At 59.8% G+C, this 17,509-nt stretch carries 13 protein-coding genes; 5 read left to right on the top strand and 8 right to left on the bottom strand.

Features of this window, described 5'->3' with window-relative positions; translation table 11 throughout:
- Nucleotides 1-47: 47 nt before the first annotated feature.
- Genes AC1DCP_RS09675 through AC1DCP_RS09665 form a run of 3 tightly spaced genes read left to right on the top strand, consistent with a single transcriptional unit; the run spans nucleotide 48 to nucleotide 5,516 of the window.
- Nucleotides 48-812, top strand: a complete 765-nt coding sequence (locus AC1DCP_RS09675; protein WP_035199388.1) for an ImuA family protein — start codon at nucleotides 48-50, stop codon at nucleotides 810-812.
- Nucleotides 727-2,244, top strand: a complete 1,518-nt coding sequence (locus AC1DCP_RS09670; protein ID WP_476774244.1) for a Y-family DNA polymerase — start codon at nucleotides 727-729, stop codon at nucleotides 2,242-2,244. Before AC1DCP_RS09675 ends, AC1DCP_RS09670 begins: the two co-directional genes overlap by 86 nt.
- Nucleotides 2,241-5,516: an error-prone DNA polymerase gene (locus tag AC1DCP_RS09665; protein ID WP_476774243.1), complete on the top strand. Its 3,276-nt coding sequence runs from the start codon at nucleotides 2,241-2,243 to the stop codon at nucleotides 5,514-5,516. Before AC1DCP_RS09670 ends, AC1DCP_RS09665 begins: the two co-directional genes overlap by 4 nt.
- 112 nt (nucleotides 5,517-5,628) lie before the next feature.
- Here the strand turns inward: AC1DCP_RS09665 and AC1DCP_RS09660 are convergent, their stop codons facing one another.
- On the bottom strand, nucleotides 5,629-6,567 hold the full coding sequence (locus tag AC1DCP_RS09660; protein ID WP_013761499.1) for an AraC family transcriptional regulator: 939 nt from the start codon (nucleotides 6,565-6,567) through the stop codon (nucleotides 5,629-5,631).
- 182 nt (nucleotides 6,568-6,749) lie between these two features.
- On the opposite strand from AC1DCP_RS09660, the gene AC1DCP_RS09655 reads away from it, so the two are divergent.
- Nucleotides 6,750-7,967, top strand: a complete 1,218-nt coding sequence (locus AC1DCP_RS09655) for an MFS transporter (RefSeq protein ID WP_003510707.1) — start codon at nucleotides 6,750-6,752, stop codon at nucleotides 7,965-7,967.
- Between the two features lie 131 nt (nucleotides 7,968-8,098).
- Here the strand turns inward: AC1DCP_RS09655 and AC1DCP_RS09650 are convergent, their stop codons facing one another.
- The 5 genes from AC1DCP_RS09650 to ytfQ all read right to left on the bottom strand — a co-directional run bounded on the left by AC1DCP_RS09650 (nucleotide 8,099) and on the right by ytfQ (nucleotide 13,432).
- Complete coding sequence (locus AC1DCP_RS09650; protein WP_013761497.1) at nucleotides 8,099-8,833, bottom strand: FadR/GntR family transcriptional regulator; 735 nt, start codon at nucleotides 8,831-8,833, stop codon at nucleotides 8,099-8,101.
- Nucleotides 8,834-8,850: 17 nt separating this feature from the next.
- Nucleotides 8,851-9,831 (bottom strand): galactofuranose ABC transporter, permease protein YjfF, encoded by a 981-nt coding sequence (gene yjfF, locus AC1DCP_RS09645; protein ID WP_421386985.1) that lies wholly within the window; start codon nucleotides 9,829-9,831, stop codon nucleotides 8,851-8,853.
- Nucleotides 9,828-10,871, bottom strand: coding sequence for an ABC transporter permease (locus tag AC1DCP_RS09640; protein WP_162694307.1), 1,044 nt, complete (start codon nucleotides 10,869-10,871; stop codon nucleotides 9,828-9,830). Before AC1DCP_RS09640 ends, yjfF begins: the two co-directional genes overlap by 4 nt.
- A complete protein-coding gene (locus AC1DCP_RS09635; RefSeq protein ID WP_476774242.1) occupies nucleotides 10,871-12,394 on the bottom strand; it encodes a sugar ABC transporter ATP-binding protein in 1,524 nt (507 codons plus the stop codon). The genes AC1DCP_RS09640 and AC1DCP_RS09635 overlap by 1 nt, the downstream gene beginning before the upstream one ends.
- A 78-nt stretch (nucleotides 12,395-12,472) precedes the next feature.
- Nucleotides 12,473-13,432: a galactofuranose ABC transporter, galactofuranose-binding protein YtfQ gene (gene ytfQ, locus AC1DCP_RS09630; protein WP_076845906.1), complete on the bottom strand. Its 960-nt coding sequence runs from the start codon at nucleotides 13,430-13,432 to the stop codon at nucleotides 12,473-12,475.
- Nucleotides 13,433-13,952: 520 nt separating this feature from the next.
- Here ytfQ and AC1DCP_RS09625 point away from each other — a divergent pair.
- A complete protein-coding gene (locus AC1DCP_RS09625) occupies nucleotides 13,953-15,764 on the top strand; it encodes an IlvD/Edd family dehydratase (protein WP_003510695.1) in 1,812 nt (603 codons plus the stop codon).
- A gap of 270 nt (nucleotides 15,765-16,034) precedes the next feature.
- Here the strand turns inward: AC1DCP_RS09625 and AC1DCP_RS09620 are convergent, their stop codons facing one another.
- Complete coding sequence (locus AC1DCP_RS09620; RefSeq protein ID WP_013761494.1) at nucleotides 16,035-16,229, bottom strand: hypothetical protein; 195 nt, start codon at nucleotides 16,227-16,229, stop codon at nucleotides 16,035-16,037.
- A 158-nt stretch (nucleotides 16,230-16,387) separates the two neighbouring features.
- A complete protein-coding gene (locus AC1DCP_RS09615; protein ID WP_127966220.1) occupies nucleotides 16,388-17,506 on the bottom strand; it encodes a pyridoxal-phosphate-dependent aminotransferase family protein in 1,119 nt (372 codons plus the stop codon).
- Nucleotides 17,507-17,509 lie beyond the last annotated feature (3 nt).

Here is a 17,509-nt window from a genome sequence, read left to right as displayed (position 1 = left end):
AACAGGAACAATAAAACTGAAAAACCGGAATTGAAACCTGTCATGCCATGCAAAAGCGCGCGGAACAGTTGCTCGTTGTCGAAGAGCTGCGTGAAAGGCTGGAAAGGATCGGTGGCGGTCCTCACCGCCTGCACGAGGCCTTGCCTTTCGGCGTAGATGCCATCGATCACCATTTGCCTGGAGGCGGGCTGAAGCTCGGTTGCCTGCATGAGGTGAGCGGCGGCGGCAATGGTGCCGCCGATGGTGCGGCAGCGGCGCTTTTTGCGGCCGGTGTGGCAGCAAGGCTGTCCGGCAAGGTCTTATGGTGTGTCACCCGCAGGGATCTGTTCATGCCGGGATTGACGCAGGCGGGCCTGTCGCAGAACCGGGTCATCATCGTCGAATGCCGCGATGAGAAAGGCGTGCTCGACTGTTTCGAGGAAGGCTTGCGCTGCAACGGTTTTGGCGCCGTGATGGGCGAGCTTGCGAAGTTGCCGATGAATGCCTCGCGACGGTTGCAACTGGCGGCGGAAACCTCTGGTGTCACGGGCATCGCCATCCGCCGCTTCCGGCGCCCCGCCGATGCGGCGTTGTTTGGCGAGCCGACGGCCGCTGTCACCCGCTGGCGTGTCTCTGTCCGGCCATCTTCGCCCCTGCCGGTGCCGGGGGTGGGCAGGCCACGCTGGTTTCTGGAACTTTTGCGATGTCGCGGCGGCGAAAGCGCTGCATTTGAAGTGGAAGCCTGTGATGCAAAGGGTCGTCTCGCTTTACCTGCCGACATGGCCGACGGATCGCTACCGGCGTCTTTCGGGGCAGAACGCGCCGCCGGTTGAAAAGCCGCTGGTCATGATCGGCCGTCAGGGCAGCCGCCGCCTGGTGCTGGCGCTGAACAAGGCAGCAAAGGCGGCGGGCATCCGGCCCGGCACACCCGTCAGCAAGGCGCAGGCTTTGGTGCCGGGTCTCGTCGTCGAGGATCTGGATGCGGCGGCGGATGCCCGCGCCTTGCAACAACTCGCTTTTCATTTCCTGCGTATCTATGCCCCGATCGTCGCCGCAGATTCGCCTGATGGGCTGGTTCTGGATACGGCAGGTGCGGACCATCTGCACGGCAATGAGACGCTGATGTTGAGCGGCATGGTGAACCGCCTGCATGCCGCAGGCTTCGCCGCCCGCGCTGCCATTGCCGATAGCTGGGGGGCGGCCCATGCGCTTGCCCGGTTTGGCCGTGAGGAGATCGGCATCGTATCGCCGGGCGGGCAGCGGGCGGCGATCAGCGGGCTGCCGCTGGCGGCGCTCAGGCTGGAGGAGCGTATCGTTTCCGGATTGAAGGTGCTCGGTTTTCGCACCATAGGCGAACTTGCCGAGGCTCCACGGGCGCCGTTGACCCTGCGTTTCGGCCCGGAAGTGGTCAGGCGGCTCACTCAGGCTTTTGGCGAGACTGGCGAACCTATCGAGCCGGTGCGCATTGCCGAACTGGTGGAGGTGCGCCGCGCCTTTCCCGAGCCGATCGCGGCGGCGGAGACAATTGCCCGCTATGTGCAAAAGCTGGTTGCTGAGCTTTGCGTCTCGCTGGAAAAGCGCGGCCTTGGCGCACGTCGCGTCGATCTGCTGCTGCACCGGGTGGATAGCGGCTTGCAGGCCGTGCGGGCCGGCACCTCCAGACCGGTGCGTGATGTCAAACAGCTTGTCCGGCTTCTGACCGACCGGATCGACACCATCGATCCCGGCTTCGGCATCGAGTTGATGGTGCTGACCGCCACCCATGCCGAGCCGCTTGTCGCCGCGCAGGCCCGGTCCTCGCTTCTGGAGGAAGGGCGTGCGGAAATCGCCGATACGGTCGATGTCATCCTCAATCGTGGCCACAGGGTCTATCGTTATGCGGCGGTGGCAAGCGACGTGCCGGAACGTTCTCTTGCCAGCGTTTCGGCGCTGGCACCTGAGGATACCCTCGGCTGGCCTTGCCACTGGCCGCGCCCGGTCAGGCTTTTTGCAAGGCCGGAACCCATCGAAACTCTGGCGCTGCTTCCGGATCATCCGCCGCGTTATTTTATCTGGAAAGGCGTGCGCCATAATGTGCGGCGCGCTGATGGGCCGGAACGGGTGTTTGGCGAATGGTGGAAACGCGACCGCGAAAAGGCCGCCGTGCGCGATTATTTCACTGTCGAAAACGAAAGCGGCGAGCGCTTCTGGATTTTCCGCTCAGGTGATGGCGAACATACCGAGACGGGCTCACAGGGCTGGTTCATCCATGGGGTCTTCGCATGAGCACGCCGCGCTATGCCGAGCTTCAGGTGACCACGCATTTCTCCTTCCTGCGCGGTGCAAGTTCCTGTGATGAACTGTTCGAACAGGCAAAAAATCTCGGTATCGAGGCACTCGGCATCGTCGATCGCAATAGCCTTGCGGCCATTCCCCGCGCTTATGAAGCGGCCGATAATCATGGCATCCGGCTCGTCATCGGCTGCCGGCTCGATCTGGATGACGATCTTTCCGTGCTTGTCTATCCCATGGATCGCCCGGCTTACGGGCGGCTTTGCCGGCTGCTTTCCGTCGGCAAGAAGAGGGGTGGCAAGGGTAAGTGTCGGCTCACATGGGACGATCTCGTAGCTTATGGCGAAGGCCTTATCGTGGTGCTGCTCGCCGATCTGGCTGACGATCTCTGCGCGCTTCGCCTGCGCCGGTTGAAAGCTGCTTTTGCTGACCGGGCCTATATGGCGCTGAGCCTGCGAAGACGACCCAACGACCAGATGCGGCTTTTCGAATTGTCGAATATGGCTGCAGCCGCTGATGTGCCGACTGTTGTTACCAATGACGTGCTGTTTCATGTGCCCGAGCGTCGCATGCTGCAGGATGTCGTTACCTGCATCCGGCACAATTGCACCATTGACGAGGCGGGTTTCCGGCGCGAGCGACATGCCGACCGCTATATGAAGCCGCCTCAGGAAATGCACCGGCTGTTTGCCCGCTACCCGGAAGCACTGGTCCGCAGCCTCGAAATCGCGAAGCGTTGCACCTTTTCGCTGAAGGAGCTGGTCTATCAATATCCTGAAGAGCGCAGCCTGCCGGGGCTGACGGCGCAACAGGCGTTGGAAAAGCTCGTCTGGGAAGCGGCGCCGGGGCGTTATCCGGATGGTCTGCCGGAGAAGGTTGAAAAGGCGCTGCATCATGAGTTGGGGCTTATCGGCAGGCTGGAATATGCACCCTATTTTCTGACGGTAAATGCCATCGTCCAATTTGCACGGGGGGAAAATATTCTCTGTCAGGGGCGCGGCTCAGCCGCCAATTCGGTGGTATGTTATGTGCTCGGCATCACCGCCATCGATCCTCTCAAGGTTGATCTACTGTTCGAACGTTTCGTTTCGGAAGAACGGCGCGAGCCGCCTGATATCGACGTGGATTTTGAGCATCAAAGGCGCGAGGAGGTCATCCAGTGGGTTTATAACACTTATGGTCGCGACAAGGCCGCGCTGTGCTCGGTCGTCACCCGTTATCGCGGGCGCGGGGCGCTGCGCGATGTCGGCAAGGTTCTGGGCCTGCCGGAAGATTTGACCAAACTTCTGTCCTCGCAGGTCTGGCGCTGGAGCGAAGGGGTGGGCGAAAAGCAGGTGCAGGAACTGAACCTCAATATGGAGGACCGCCGCCTGAAGCTCGCCTTCGAGCTGGCCAACCAGCTTGTCGGCACGCCGCGCCATCACAGCCAGCATCCGGGCGGCTTCGTTCTGACCCATGACCGGCTGGACGAGTTGGTGCCGATCGAACCCGCCGCCATGGACGACCGGCAGATCATCGAATGGGACAAAGACGACATAGATATCGTCAAATTCATGAAGATGGATTGCCTGGCGCTCGGCATGCTCTCCTGCATGAGACGCGGTTTCAACATGCTGGAGGAGCGCACGGGCGTTAAATACGATCTCGCCACTGTCCCACAGGATGATGACCCTACCTATGCCATGATCCAGAAAGCCGACACGCTGGGTACCTTCCAGATTGAAAGCCGGGCGCAGATGTCCATGCTGCCGCGGTTGAAGCCAAAGATATTTTACGATCTCGTCATTCAGGTCGCCATCGTTCGTCCCGGTCCCATTCAGGGCGATATGGTGCACCCCTATCTTCGTCGCCGTGACAAAAAAGAAGAAGAACATTATCCCAAAGAGGAGCTGAGAGGCGTGCTGGGCAAAACGCTGGGTGTACCGCTGTTTCAGGAGCAGGCGATGCGCGTCGCCATCGAATGCGCCGGTTTTTCACCCGGTAAGGCGGATCAGTTGCGTCGCGCCATGGCGACCTTCAAGAATGTCGGCACCATCTCCAAATTCCGTCAGGATATGATCGATGGCATGGTGGATCGTGGTTATGAGCAAGAATTCGCCGAACGCATCTTCAAGCAGCTGGAAGGGTTCGGCAGTTATGGTTTTCCAGAAAGCCATGCGGCCTCCTTCGCGCTGATCGCCTATGCCTCCTCATGGCTGAAATGCCATCATCCCGATATTTTCTGTACGGCGCTTCTCAATTCGCAACCCATGGGGTTTTACGCCCCGGCGCAGATTGTGCGTGATGCGCGCGATCATGGCGTGGAGGTGCGCCCGGTTTGCGTCAACAACAGCCGGTTTGATTGCACGCTGGAGCCCACGGGCAAGAAGAATGCGAATGGTAAAGAGCGCTACGCCGTGCGGCTTGGCCTGCGCATGGTGAAGGGGCTTTCCAACGATCATGCAGCAAAAATCGTCGCCTGCCGTCAGGATCGCGATTTCGTTTCCGTGGACGATCTCTGGCGGAGGGCAGGTGTTCCCGCCGCTGCCCTAGTCTGTCTCGCCGAAGCCGATGCCTTTCTGCCGTCGCTGTCGCTTTCCAGACGCGAGGCGCTGTGGGCCATCAAGGCGTTGCGGGATGAGCCGCTGCCGCTTTTTGCTGCCGCTGCCAGTCGGGAAAACGCTGTGGTGGATGAGCTTTCCGAACCCTCCGTCGCGCTGCGGCCCATGACTGATGGCGGCGAGGTGGTGCAGGATTATGGCCATGTGGGGCTGACCCTGCGCGAACACCCCATGTCCTTCCTGCGGCGCGATCTTTCCCGCCGGCGCATCGTCAGCTGCGCGGAGGCGGTGCGCGTCCGTGATGGCACGTGGCTGGAAACGGCGGGGCTGGTTCTGGTGCGCCAGCGCCCAGGCTCGGCAAAGGGAGTGATCTTCATGACTCTGGAKGATGAGACAGGTATTGCCAATGCGGTTCTGTGGGTCAAGACCTTCGAAAAATACCGGCGCGTGGTGCTTTCCGCCGGCATGGTCGGTATTTACGGCAAGATCCAACGGGAAGGCGAGGTGGTGCATCTGGTCGCCMACCGGCTGACCGATCTGTCAGAGGCGCTGGCAAGCGTGGGTGAGCGCAACCACCCCTTTCCTCTGCCGCATGGGCGCGGCGACGAGTTCCACCACGGTATTCCGCCGGACGATCATCGCAACATCAGGAAACGTCCACCGCCTGCTACCCACTATGGAGATGAGTTGGAGAGGATAAAGGTCATTTCCCGCAATTTCCATTAGAGCATTTCCAGTAAAAGTGCGTAGCGGTTTTACGTCCAGAAAATGCGTAAAAACAAAGAGATAGAGCGCGTCAAAAGTTCCTGTTTAAACCGGACGTGCTCTAAGATGCGCTCTATGCCGCATCTTCCAGACCAGAGGTATCCTTCCTGCGGAACTGGCTGGGCGGCGCGCCGATCACGCGTTTGAAGGCGCGGCTGAAGGATGCCTCGGAATCGTAGCCGAGCTTTTCCGCCGCCAACGTGACACGCATACCCTCGCGCAGCCACAGTCGCGCCTGATGCATGCGTATGCGAACGACATAACGGGCTGGGCTTTCACCCACCACACGGGTGAAGCGTTCTGCAAAACTCGAGCGGGATGCACCCATCAGGGAGGCAAGCTCTTCCACGCTCCAGTCTTTCTCGGGGGTAAGGTGGATCGCTGCAAGCACCCGTCCGAGTTCGGGATTGCGCACGGCGGCAAGCCAGCCGCTGGAATCGCCGCAACCATATTCTACCCATGTGCGGATCAGTGTTGCCGTCAAGACATCGGCAAGCCGCGCCAGAATGCCACCGGCACCAACACGGTTCAGTTCCACTTCGCGCGCCATGGCTTCCAGGAGATGCGGAATGGCCGGATCGCTTTTGGCGAGATCGCTGGTCAGCATCACATCCGGCATCAGTTGCAAAAGCGGATGCAGATTATCCATGTTGAAACGCATCGAGGCGGTAAACGCTACCGTGTCGCCGCCGGCACCGGCACATTCCATGTCGAAAATGCCCTGACATACTTCCTTTTTACCGAACCGGTCGAAGAGGGCAGGTGTTACATCCTCGCCGCTGCCCAGCACATGGGCGTGGCCACGGGGAAGAAGCACTGCATCGCCGCACGTAAGCGTCAGCCATTCTCCGGAAGGTTTGCGTAATTTTGCCTGGCCCACGCCAATAAAATGAAACCGCGCCGCCTCCTGCTCGGGAAAGGCCGTCGCCCAGGGCGTTGCCATGCGGCAGCGGCCATATTCCACGCCGTCAAGCCGCAGACCACGCAGCATTTCCGTCAATGCATCATTCATGGCAACTCACAAATTCGGACGTTTGGTTAAGGAATGCGGATTTTTTAGCATGGAAACGCCGAGCTGTCACGCGTAGCTTACGACCATCGATTTGTGAGGCGACGCACCGGGCTCCCACCGGCTTCATCGTTTTGCCATTCCGTTTCAGGGCTCGTTCCCAGAATGCGCATCAGGAGATTTTCATGAATAACCGAACAATCAACGAACTTGAATATGCGCCACACAGACAAGAGCCGGATGCGAAGTGGGCGGCGGTGGTTTCGCTTTCGCTTGGTGTCTTCGGGCTGGTAACGGCGGAATTCCTGCCGGTCAGCCTTCTGACGCCACTGTCGACCGATCTCTCCATCAGCTCCGGCATTGCCGGCCAATCCATCACCGTCACGGCACTGGTCGCAGCGGTTGCCGGTCCCGGCGTCGTCATCGGCACGCGCAGCATTGATCGCCGGTGGACCCTGCTTGGCCTCACGACGTTGCTGATCATTTCCAGCACATTGGCCGCTTTTGCCAACGGTCTTTTCATGCTGTTTACATCGCGCGTTTTGCTCGGCATCGGCCTCGGCGGCTTTTGGGCCATGTCGGCGGCGCTGGCGCTAAGGCTTGTTCCGCTGGATAAGATGCCGCGCGCCATGGCCATCATCCTAACCGGCGTTTCGGTTGCCACCGTTTGCGCAGCCCCTGTCGGAGCGTGGATCGGCGCGACGCTTGGCTGGCGTGCGGCCTTTGCCGTCGCCGGCGTGCTGGGTGTCATCGCACTTGTCGTGCAGTTGCTCACCGTTCCCTCGCTGCCGCCGGCCGGTGCGCCCGGCCTGTCCACCATGTTCCGGCTATTGCAGCGCCCGCAGGTCAGGATCGGCCTTCTGACGACGCTATTCATCGTCGCGGGTCACTTCGCCGGCTTCACCTATGTTCGCCCCTTCCTCGAAGACGTGCCGCAGCTTGGCGTCGAAGCGATCTCGCTCGTTCTTCTGGCTTACGGCGTGGGCGGTTTTTTCGGTAATCTCTTCGGCGGCTTCCTCGCCGAGAAGAACACGGCATGGGCCGTGACATTTGCCGCCACCCTGATTGCCGCATCCGCTTCCGTGCTGGTGATTGCCGGTGCATCTCCCGTTGTCGCTGGCTTTGCCATTGCCTCCTGGGGTTTCGCCTTCGGTGCGCTTCCTGTCAGCGTGCAGAGCTTCATCACCCGCGTCGCCTCAGACGAGGCCGAAAGTGCGGGCGCGTTGCTGCTCACCACCTTCCAGATCGCCATTTCCAGCGGCGCTGTTCTGGGCGGACTGCTGATCGACCTTCAGGGTGCGACGATGGTCTTCGTTTTCGTCAGCATTGCAGCACTCCTCGGCGCATCGCTCATGGCATCGCGCCGTGGCGTGGTGCCGCAGATTGAAGCGTCGCAGGGGTAAGATAGTTGCCGGAAGAAAAAGGGCCCGCATCCGTGCGGGCCCGAATTTTATGATGAAAAAGCAAACCCCGCCTCCGTCATGCCGGCATCAGGCCCGGGGTGACAGAAGGGATGTCGATAGGCCTTTCGCCTTCAAGGCGTCTTGATTGCCTTTCGCGTCCGGTCCTTGCCGACCTCGATTACATGGCGCATGGCTTTCACGGCGGCGTCCGCATCACGGGCGGCGATGGCGTGCACGATCCGCAGATGGTTTGCGGCGATCTCGGCGATGGTTCCGGGCGACGAGGCCGGGGATGAAAGCTGGAATGAGATCGCAAGGGCGGCCTCGATCAGCCCGCTTGCCGAACGCATGAAGGGATTGCCGGACATGTGCGCCACGGCGAGGTGGAATTCGAGATCGACCTTGGCGATGGTTTCTGGCGTATGCTGTGGATTGTCGAATTTGGCGGCAATCACATAAAGGGAAACGATATCGTCATTCGATGCCTGAAGCGCGGCAGCCGCCGCCGCCGCCGGTTCGAGCGCGAGGCGGATTTCCGCCAGATGTGTAACGAATTCCTGGTCTATCCCGGCTTCGCAGCGCCAGCCCAGCACATCCGGGTCAAAGAAGTTCCAGCTCGAACGGTCGAGGACGCGGGTGCCGACCTTTGCCTTGGGTTCGACCAGCCGCTTGGCCGCCAGCGTCTTCATCGTCTCGCGCAATACGGTGCGCGAGACCCCGAAACGGAGAGACAGTTCGGCATCGTTAGGCAGCAAGGATCCTTCCGCAATCCTGCCCGAGACGATGGCGCTGCCGAGTTCGGAGACCACATGCGCGTGGCTGTTCCGGCGTTTTCGCCCGCTTATCGTCGTTTCGAGCAGCCCCAATAAAGCCTCCGTGTTGGTTATGCCGGATGTGGTCCGGCCAGTCTCCTGTTTGAATACCAGATGATTGCGCGCTGCAACACGATGAAGACAAAAAGCAGCACGCCAATAACGATTTTGGTCCACCAGGATGACAGGGTTCCGTCAAAAACGATGTAGGTCTGGATCAACCCCTGGATCAGCAGTCCGACGAAGGTTCCCGCCACCAGCCCCATTCCACCCGTCAGAAGCGTTCCGCCAATGACAACAGCTGCAATAGCGTCCAGCTCCACGCCCACCGTCGCCAAGGAATAACCCGATGAGGTGTAGAGTGTGTAGACGATGCCGGCGAGGCCGGACAGGAACCCGGAAAGTGCGTAGATGCCGATTGTCGTTGTACCGATCGGCACCCCCATCAGTTCGGCCGATTGCGGGTTACCGCCAAGTGCGTAGACATTGGCGCCGAAGCGGGTGCGGCTGGCAATCAGCATGCCGGCGGCAAAGACGAGAAGCATGACAATAGCAAGTGCTGTCAGCCTGCCGCCGCCGGGAAAGCGGAAATAAAATCCCTGTATCGCATCGATGAAGGGATGCGAGATCGGCACGGATTGCGTCGAGATCAGATAGGCCGCGCCACGCGCCAGGAACATACCCGCCAACGTCACCACGAATGGCGGGATCGACAGGAAGCGTATCATCGCCCCCATCAAGCAGCCGAACAGCGTTGAGATCACGAGCACGATGGCGAAGGCCAGCAGCGGGTGAATATTATAGGTGCCGACCATGACAGCCACGAAAACGCTGGTGAAGGCGATGACGGAGCCGATGGACAGATCGATGCCACCCGACAGGATCACGAAAGTCATGCCAACGGCAGCGATGCCGAGAAAGGCATTGTCGGTCAATAGATTGCCGATCACCCGTGTCGACAGGATCACTGGATATTGCAGCACGCACAGAAGATAGGCGATGAGGAAGATCGTCAGTGTGGTGAGGAACGGAAGATTGCGGCTGTGGATCATCGCGCGGTACCTTCCTTGGTCATTCCGTTAGCCGTGGCCGGTTTTGCGTGTGGCTTTGGCGTTTTGACAAAGCCCAGGACCGCCATGATTGCCGGCGATTGCAGCGTCAGTACCACCATGATGATGCCAGCCTTGATGATGAGGTTGAATTCCGGCGGGAAACCGGAGACCAGAATGCCGGTATTGATGGTCTGGATGATGAGCGCGCCGATCAGCGATGCGGTGATGGAGAAGCGGCCGCCATTCAGCGATGTACCACCGATCACCACCGCCAATATGGCGTCCAGTTCCAGCCACAGCCCGGCATTGTTGGCATCCGCGCCGCGAATGTCGGCGGTCACGATCATCCCGGCGATGGCCGCGCAGAGACCGGAAATGGCGTAGACGAAAAACAGCAGGAACCGTGCCCGCACACCGGCAAGTGCCGCCGCGCGGCGATTGATGCCGGTTGCCTCGATCAGAAAACCGAGCGCGCTCTTGCGCACCAGAAGGCCGATTACCAGCGCCGCCGCCATCCAGATGATGACGGGCAGGGGAATGCCTGCGAAGGAGCCGGAGCCGATGGCGGAAAAGCTGTCGTCGTTGAAGGTGAGAATGACGCCTTCGGTGATGAGCTGGGCGATGCCGCGCCCCGCCACCATCAGGATCAGCGTGGCGATGATCGGCTGGATGTCGAGAAGGGCGACCAGCACCCCGTTCCACAGGCCGCAGGCAATGCCGACAGCAAGCGAGATGGCGATGACGGTTGGGATGGAATGGCCGTTGCTGATGAGTGTTGCCGCCACCGCGCCACAAATGGCGATAACAGCACCGATCGACAGATCGATGCCCTTGGTAGCGATCACCAGCGTCATGCCAATGGTCAGGAGCGCCACGGGTGCGGCACGCACGAGAATATCCATCAGACTGCCGTAAAGCCTGCCGTTTTGGAACGAAACATGCAGGAAGCCCGGCGAAACGATTGTAATCGCTGCCAGAATGACGAAGAGGGCGATCAGTTGGGGAGCAAGCCTTTTCAGGCGCCTTGTCACAGCCACCATCATGCCGCCTCCGTTCTGGCCGCATCCGCAATTGCCCGCATGATGTTGTCGGCCGTCACCTCGCCGCCCTTCAATTCGCTGACATGCCGGCGGTCGGACAGCACGACGACCCGGTGGGCAACGGCGGTCAGTTCTTCCAGTTCGGACGAGATGACGACGAGCGACATGCCCTCGGTGCAGAGTTTTTCGATCATTTTGAGGATTTCCGCATGGGCGCCGATATCGATACCACGGGTCGGCTCATCGAGGATCAGAAGCCGGGGATGGGTTGCAAGCCAGCGCGCCAGAATGGCTTTCTGCTGGTTGCCGCCGGACAGGAATTTTATCGGCCGGTCAGGATCGGCCGGGCGGATGTCCAGCGATTTGATGAAGCTTTCGGCTAGTTCCGCCTTCTGCCGGCGCGAAAGCGGCCGCGCCCACCCCTGGCGGGCCTGGAGAGCCAGAGCAATATTGTCGGTCACGGAAAAGTCGCCGATGATACCGTCAGCCTTGCGCTCCTCCGGGCAAAAACCGAACCCGGCCGTGATTGCGGCCTCAGGCGAAGAAAGAGCGATGGTCTTTCCGTCTATCGTGGCCTTGCCGGTATCGGGCTTGTCGATGCCGAACAGCAGGAAAGCCGTTTCCGTTCGTCCCGACCCCAAAAGACCGGCGACGCCGACGATCTCTCCCGGACGAATGCCGAGGTCGAAGGGGGCGATGCTGCCGCGTTTGCCGTACCCCTCGAAACGGATCGGCGGTTCGCCCTCGGCAACCGTGTCGTCAGTGGCCTGATGCTCGTGGGTGATGTGCTGAAGCTCGCGGCCCAGCATCATGGCGATGAGTTCGGACCTCGGCAGGTTGCCGATGTCGCGCGTGCCAACGAGGCGGCCGTTGCGCAAAACCGTCACCCGGTCTGCGATATCGTAGACCTGGTTTAGGAAGTGGGTGATGATGACGATGCCGATGCCGCGGGCGCGCAATTTTCGCAGCACGCCGAACAGCATCTCGACCTCATGGGCATCGAGGCTGGCGGTCGGCTCGTCCAGCACCAGCACCTTGCCCGAAAGATCGACGGCGCGGGCAATGGCGATGATCTGGCGGATAGCCACGGAATAGCTGGAAAGCAGGGCGTTGACGTCGATCGAAAGCCCGTATTGGGACAGCAGCGCCTGCGATTGTCTCTGCATCGAGGCTCTGTCAATGAGCCCGAAGCGATGCGGTTGGCGGCCGAGAAAGAGGTTTTCGGCAACGGTCAGATTTTCGAGAAGGTTTACTTCCTGATAGACGGTGCCGATACCGAGGGCCTGCGCTTCGCCGACATTGGTGGGCGATATCTCGCTACCTTCCAGAAAGATGGAGCCGCTGTCGCGGTGGTAAACGCCGGTCAGTATCTTGATGAGTGTTGATTTCCCCGCGCCGTTTTCGCCGAGAAGCGCGTGAATTTCACCGCGCCCGAGCGAAAAATCGACGCCGTCCAGCGCCGTTATCCCGAGAAAGGATTTACCGATGGCGCGTGCTTCCAGAAGTGGTGCCGTTTCGGACATTGCGCAGGCCCTGCATGAAAGAAGCTGTGACGGAGCGGCACGCATGACATGCCGCTCCTTCCGAAGATAAGGGGTCTATTAGTAACCCAGACCCTTCTTCGCCTCGTAGACCTTCATCGGGTCGTCAGACGCCGTGTAGAGCTTGGATTCGGTCTGAATCCACTTCGCCGGTGCCTTTTTGTCTTTCAGATAGGCTTCGAGAGCGTCGAAGGCAGGACCGGCCATGTCAGGTGTCAGTTCCACCGTCGCATTGGCTTCACCGGCGGCCATGGCCTTGAAGATGTCAGGCACGGCATCGATGGACACGACCTTGATGTCGGATCCCGGCTTCAGGCCGGCTTCCTTGATCGCCTGGATCGCGCCGACGGCCATGTCGTCATTGTGAGCGTACACGGCACAGATATCCTTGCCGCCGCTTTCGGCCTTGATGAAGCTTTCCATCACTTCCTTGCCCTTGGTACGGGTGAAGTCTCCCGTCTGCGAGCGCACGATCTTGATGTTCTTGTGCGAAGCGATGGCTTCTTCGAAGCCCTTCTTACGGTTGATGGCGGGCGAAGAGCCGGTCGTGCCCTGCAATTCGACAACCTTGCAGTCCTTCGCGCCGACATCCTTGACGAGCCAGTCGCCGGCAACCTTGCCTTCGTGAACCTGATCCGAGGTGACCGCGGTCAGGTAAAGATCATCCGGCGCTTCGATCTGGCGATCGAGCAAGATGACAGGGATTTTTTCTTCCTTTGCTTCCTTCAGCACGGCGTCCCAGCCGGTTGCGACGACAGGTGCGATCAGGATCGCATCGACGCCCTGCGCGATGAAGCCGCGAACGGCCTTGATCTGGTTTTCCTGCTTCTGCTGTGCGTCGGCGAATTTCAGCGTAACGCCGCGCTTTTCGGCCTGCTGCTTGGTGACAGTGGTTTCAGCGGCGCGCCATCCGGATTCGGAGCCGATCTGCGAGAAGCCGACGGTCAGCGATTGTGCGGAAACACTGGATGCAAGGCATGCGGAAACGGCGACAGTGATTGCCGCAAGAGCTTTTCTCATCTTATCCTCCCAGAAATGATGTCAGCGTGACGACGTCACTATGAGCATATAGTAATACTCTTGAAAAGGGGTTTTTTAGCGGATCTCCAATTCGCGTCATGCCGATTTTATGGAGGTGCAGCATTAAATTATTAGAAATCAATGGTATATTGCGTGTGTTCTAATTTCTGCGCCGTGCAAAACTCGCCCGCAATATAGTCTGATCCGGCTTGACAGGCCGCGCCGCTATCTAATAGTAATACAAATAAGCAAGTCAGGTCGTGACGGAATGTGGGGCCTCGGGTCAGTTACAATCCGGCAAGGCAGGGAGGGAAGAGGCCATTGCGCAACGTCGGTATGGTCGTAAACACCGAAAAATATTCGGCTAAAGCTGAAGAACGGCTCCAGGTCACTCGTCTGGCGCTCGTCTGTCGGTTATGCGTGCTTCCGAGAAGCTGATTCCATTTTCCTTGCGCACAACATAAGCTTGTCGCATTTCGTAATATTTTACCGTTGGCCACTTCCGGCTGGAGACCGCATCATGACCAAATCCGACAATCTGCCCGCAACCCAAGGCAAGCTTCGTTCGCGCGCGTGGTTCGATAACCCCGCAAACGCTGATATGACCGCGCTTTATCTCGAGCGTTACATGAACTTCGGTCTCAGCCAGGCCGAGCTTCAGTCCGATCGCCCTATCATCGGCATCGCGCAGACCGGCTCGGACCTTTCGCCCTGCAATCGCCACCATCTGGAGCTGGCGCATCGCCTGCGCGAAGGCATTCGTGAAGCGGGCGGCATTGCCATTGAATTTCCGGTGCATCCGATCCAGGAAACCGGCAAGCGCCCGACGGCGGGTCTCGATCGCAACCTCGCCTATCTCGGCCTCGTGGAAGTGCTTTACGGCTATCCGCTCGACGGCGTTGTTCTGACCATCGGCTGCGACAAGACCACGCCTGCCTGTCTTATGGCGGCGGCCACCGTCAACATTCCGGCCATCGCCCTTTCCGTCGGCCCCATGCTGAACGGCTGGTTCCGTGGCGAGCGCACCGGTTCCGGCACCATCGTCTGGAAAGCGCGTGAACTGCTGGCCAAGGGCGAGATCGATTATCAGGGCTTCGTCAAGCTCGTCGCTTCTTCCGCACCTTCCACCGGCTATTGCAACACCATGGGCACGGCGACGACGATGAACTCGCTTGCCGAAGCACTCGGCATGCAGCTGCCCGGCTCGGCCGCTATTCCGGCGCCTTACCGCGACCGTCAGGAAATCTCCTATCTCACCGGCCTTCGCATCGTCGAAATGGTCAAGGAAGACCTTAAGCCTTCCGACATCATGACCAAGGATGCCTTCATCAACGCCATCCGCGTCAACTCGGCCATCGGTGGCTCCACCAACGCGCCGATCCATCTGAACGGCCTTGCACGCCATGTCGGCGTTGAACTTACGGTCGATGACTGGCAGACCTACGGTGAAGACGTGCCGCTGCTCGTCAACCTGCAGCCGGCCGGTGAATATCTCGGCGAGGATTATTACCATGCCGGCGGCGTTCCGGCTGTCGTCAACCAGCTGATGACCCAGGGGCTCATCATGGAAGACGCCATGACCGTGAATGGCAAAACCATCGGCGACAATTGCCGTGGTGCCATCATCGAAGACGAAAAGGTCATCCGTCCCTATGACCAGCCGCTCAAGGAGCGGGCCGGTTTCCGTGTTCTGCGCGGCAACCTGTTCTCCTCTGCCATCATGAAGACGAGCGTGATCTCGGAAGAATTCCGCAAGCGTTATCTCTCCAACCCGAACGACCCGGAAGCCTTCGAAGGCCGTGCCGTGGTGTTCGACGGTCCGGAAGATTACCATCACCGCATCGACGATCCATCGCTGAAGATCGACGCCAACACCGTTCTCTTTATGCGCGGTGCCGGTCCGATCGGTTATCCGGGTGCGGCAGAAGTGGTGAACATGCGTGCGCCTGACTATCTCTTGAAGGAAGGCGTCAACTCGCTGCCCTGCATCGGTGACGGCCGCCAGTCCGGCACGTCTGGCAGCCCGTCCATCCTCAACGCTTCTCCGGAAGCAGCGGCAGGCGGTGGTCTGGCGATCTTGCAGACGGGTGACCGCGTTCGTATCGATGTGGGTCGTGGCAAGGCCGACATCCTTATTTCCGGCGAGGAACTGGCCAAGCGTTACGAAACGCTCTCCGCCGAGGGCGGCTTCAAGTACCCCGATCACCAGACGCCATGGCAGGAAATCCAGCGCGGCATCGTCAGCCAGATGGAAACCGGCGCGGTTCTGGAACCGGCCGTGAAGTATCAGCGCATTGCCCAGACCAAGGGTCTGCCGCGCGACAACCACTAAGGCAGGGCCGTTTACGGCTCTTTGATGGAAAGGGCTTTGCCCTTTCCATCGTCATGCCCGGGCTTTGTCCAGAGCATCTGCAGATATTTGATTTTTCGAGATTTTGTAAATCCTCGGGTTAAGCCCGAGGATGACGTCGCATATGTTTAAAGTGTACGTCACGGATCGACTGTTTCACCGTGTCTGAGGCTACGCTGAACACATTTCGGCTCAAGGTCGCAGGACGGGAAAACGACGTTTCAACCGCCCCGTCAGCCTGCGCTTAAAAACTTAAATCACAGGATAAAGGGACCAGAAGAACAGTTCGTATTCCTGATCACGGTCGTCATCGTTGGACTGGTCGTCCGGTCTGCGTGGCGTCCTGTCCTGCAAATCCTTCTCGACCCGCTCGTTTATGGCGGGCGTTCTTCGGCCGATGCCAAAGAGGTCAAAGGAGAGCATGTTGAACCCTGCTACCATGGCCATTTCCCTTCTTCACGCGAGTTAACAGTGCGTTAAGTTTCGCGCGTTGCCATGATTTCGTCAAGATTGGCCAAGGAATTTGTCTACCATTTTTAACAACAATGGCGTGACTGACGTTCCGCCAGCACCCGATTTCGCGCAACGAACGTTTATCGGCGCTGTTAGAGACCCTTCGAGGAGGTGCCGGAATAGCTCTTTTCGGCCGCGTCCAGCGCGGAATCGGTATCTGCGGCATGGCCGAGGCTTCTCAGGGCGCTTGAAACAGCGGTTATATTGGCTTGCACCGAATCCGGGTTGGCGCGCCGGCCGGTGTGATTAAGCCTTATCAGCCGTTCCGCACCGGGACCGACACCGCCCGAGACATCCGCACCTTGCTCCCTTGACGCAGCCGCCAGAAATGCGCCGGCATCCACCGTGTCCGGCAAGATCGCTGTCGAAACCAGAGCAGACGCGTCAGTCTCCTCCACCCACGTCGGTATACCAAGGGCCCTGATGCCGTTACGAGTGGCTGTCGCCGCTCGTTCGTGGCGTTCATTGGCGGATGCCAGACCCTCTGCCTCTATCCGGTCGAGCGCCGCCTCCAGCGCATAGAATTCCAGCGGCGCAGGTGTTCCAGGGAGCGCGCCGCGGCCGGTATCGAGCCAGAGTTTCTTCTGGTCGAGAAGTGAAAGCATGGAGTTCTCAGGTGCATTTCCATGTGAAAGAAGTTTCCAGGCACTTTCGCTGACGGAGATGGCGGATAAGCCCGCCGGGCCTGCCAGCGCCTTTTGCGGGCCGATGACCGCAATATCTATGCCGAGCTGGTCAACCTCGAAGGCATGGCCGCCGATGGAAGCGACGGCATCGACGACCGTGACGATGCCTCTGTCTTTGGCGAGCGCGGCAATGGCGGGCAGGGGGTTGAGAATGCCGCTTGCGGATTCCGCGTGCACGATAGCGAGAAGATCAAAACCTGGCCCTTCGTCCAACGCTCTCTCGACCTCGTGAAGTGATATCGGCTTTGCCGGAGCGGTGGTCAGGTTGCGAACCGTTGCGCCGCCACGCTCCAGCCAGCCCCCAAACCACGCGCCATAGGGACTAGTGACGATATTGAGCGCTCTCAGACCAGGCCGCGCGAGGCTGGTGGCCGCAGCTTCAAGCGCAAGCACTGCTTCCGCCTGTACCAGAAGCACATCGTTATTCGTGCCCATCAGCGCCGCCAGCCGGTCGGCGAGAGCGGCGTAACGGTCTGCTGGAAAGGCGGGCGGGTCGAGCAGCAATGCGTAATCCGGGGGGGGCATGTC

The sequence above is a fragment of the Agrobacterium sp. 10T429 genome, from assembly GCF_056393925.1.
Note: the sequence above shows the minus strand (reverse complement) of the source record. Positions and strands in the feature narration are given on the sequence as shown.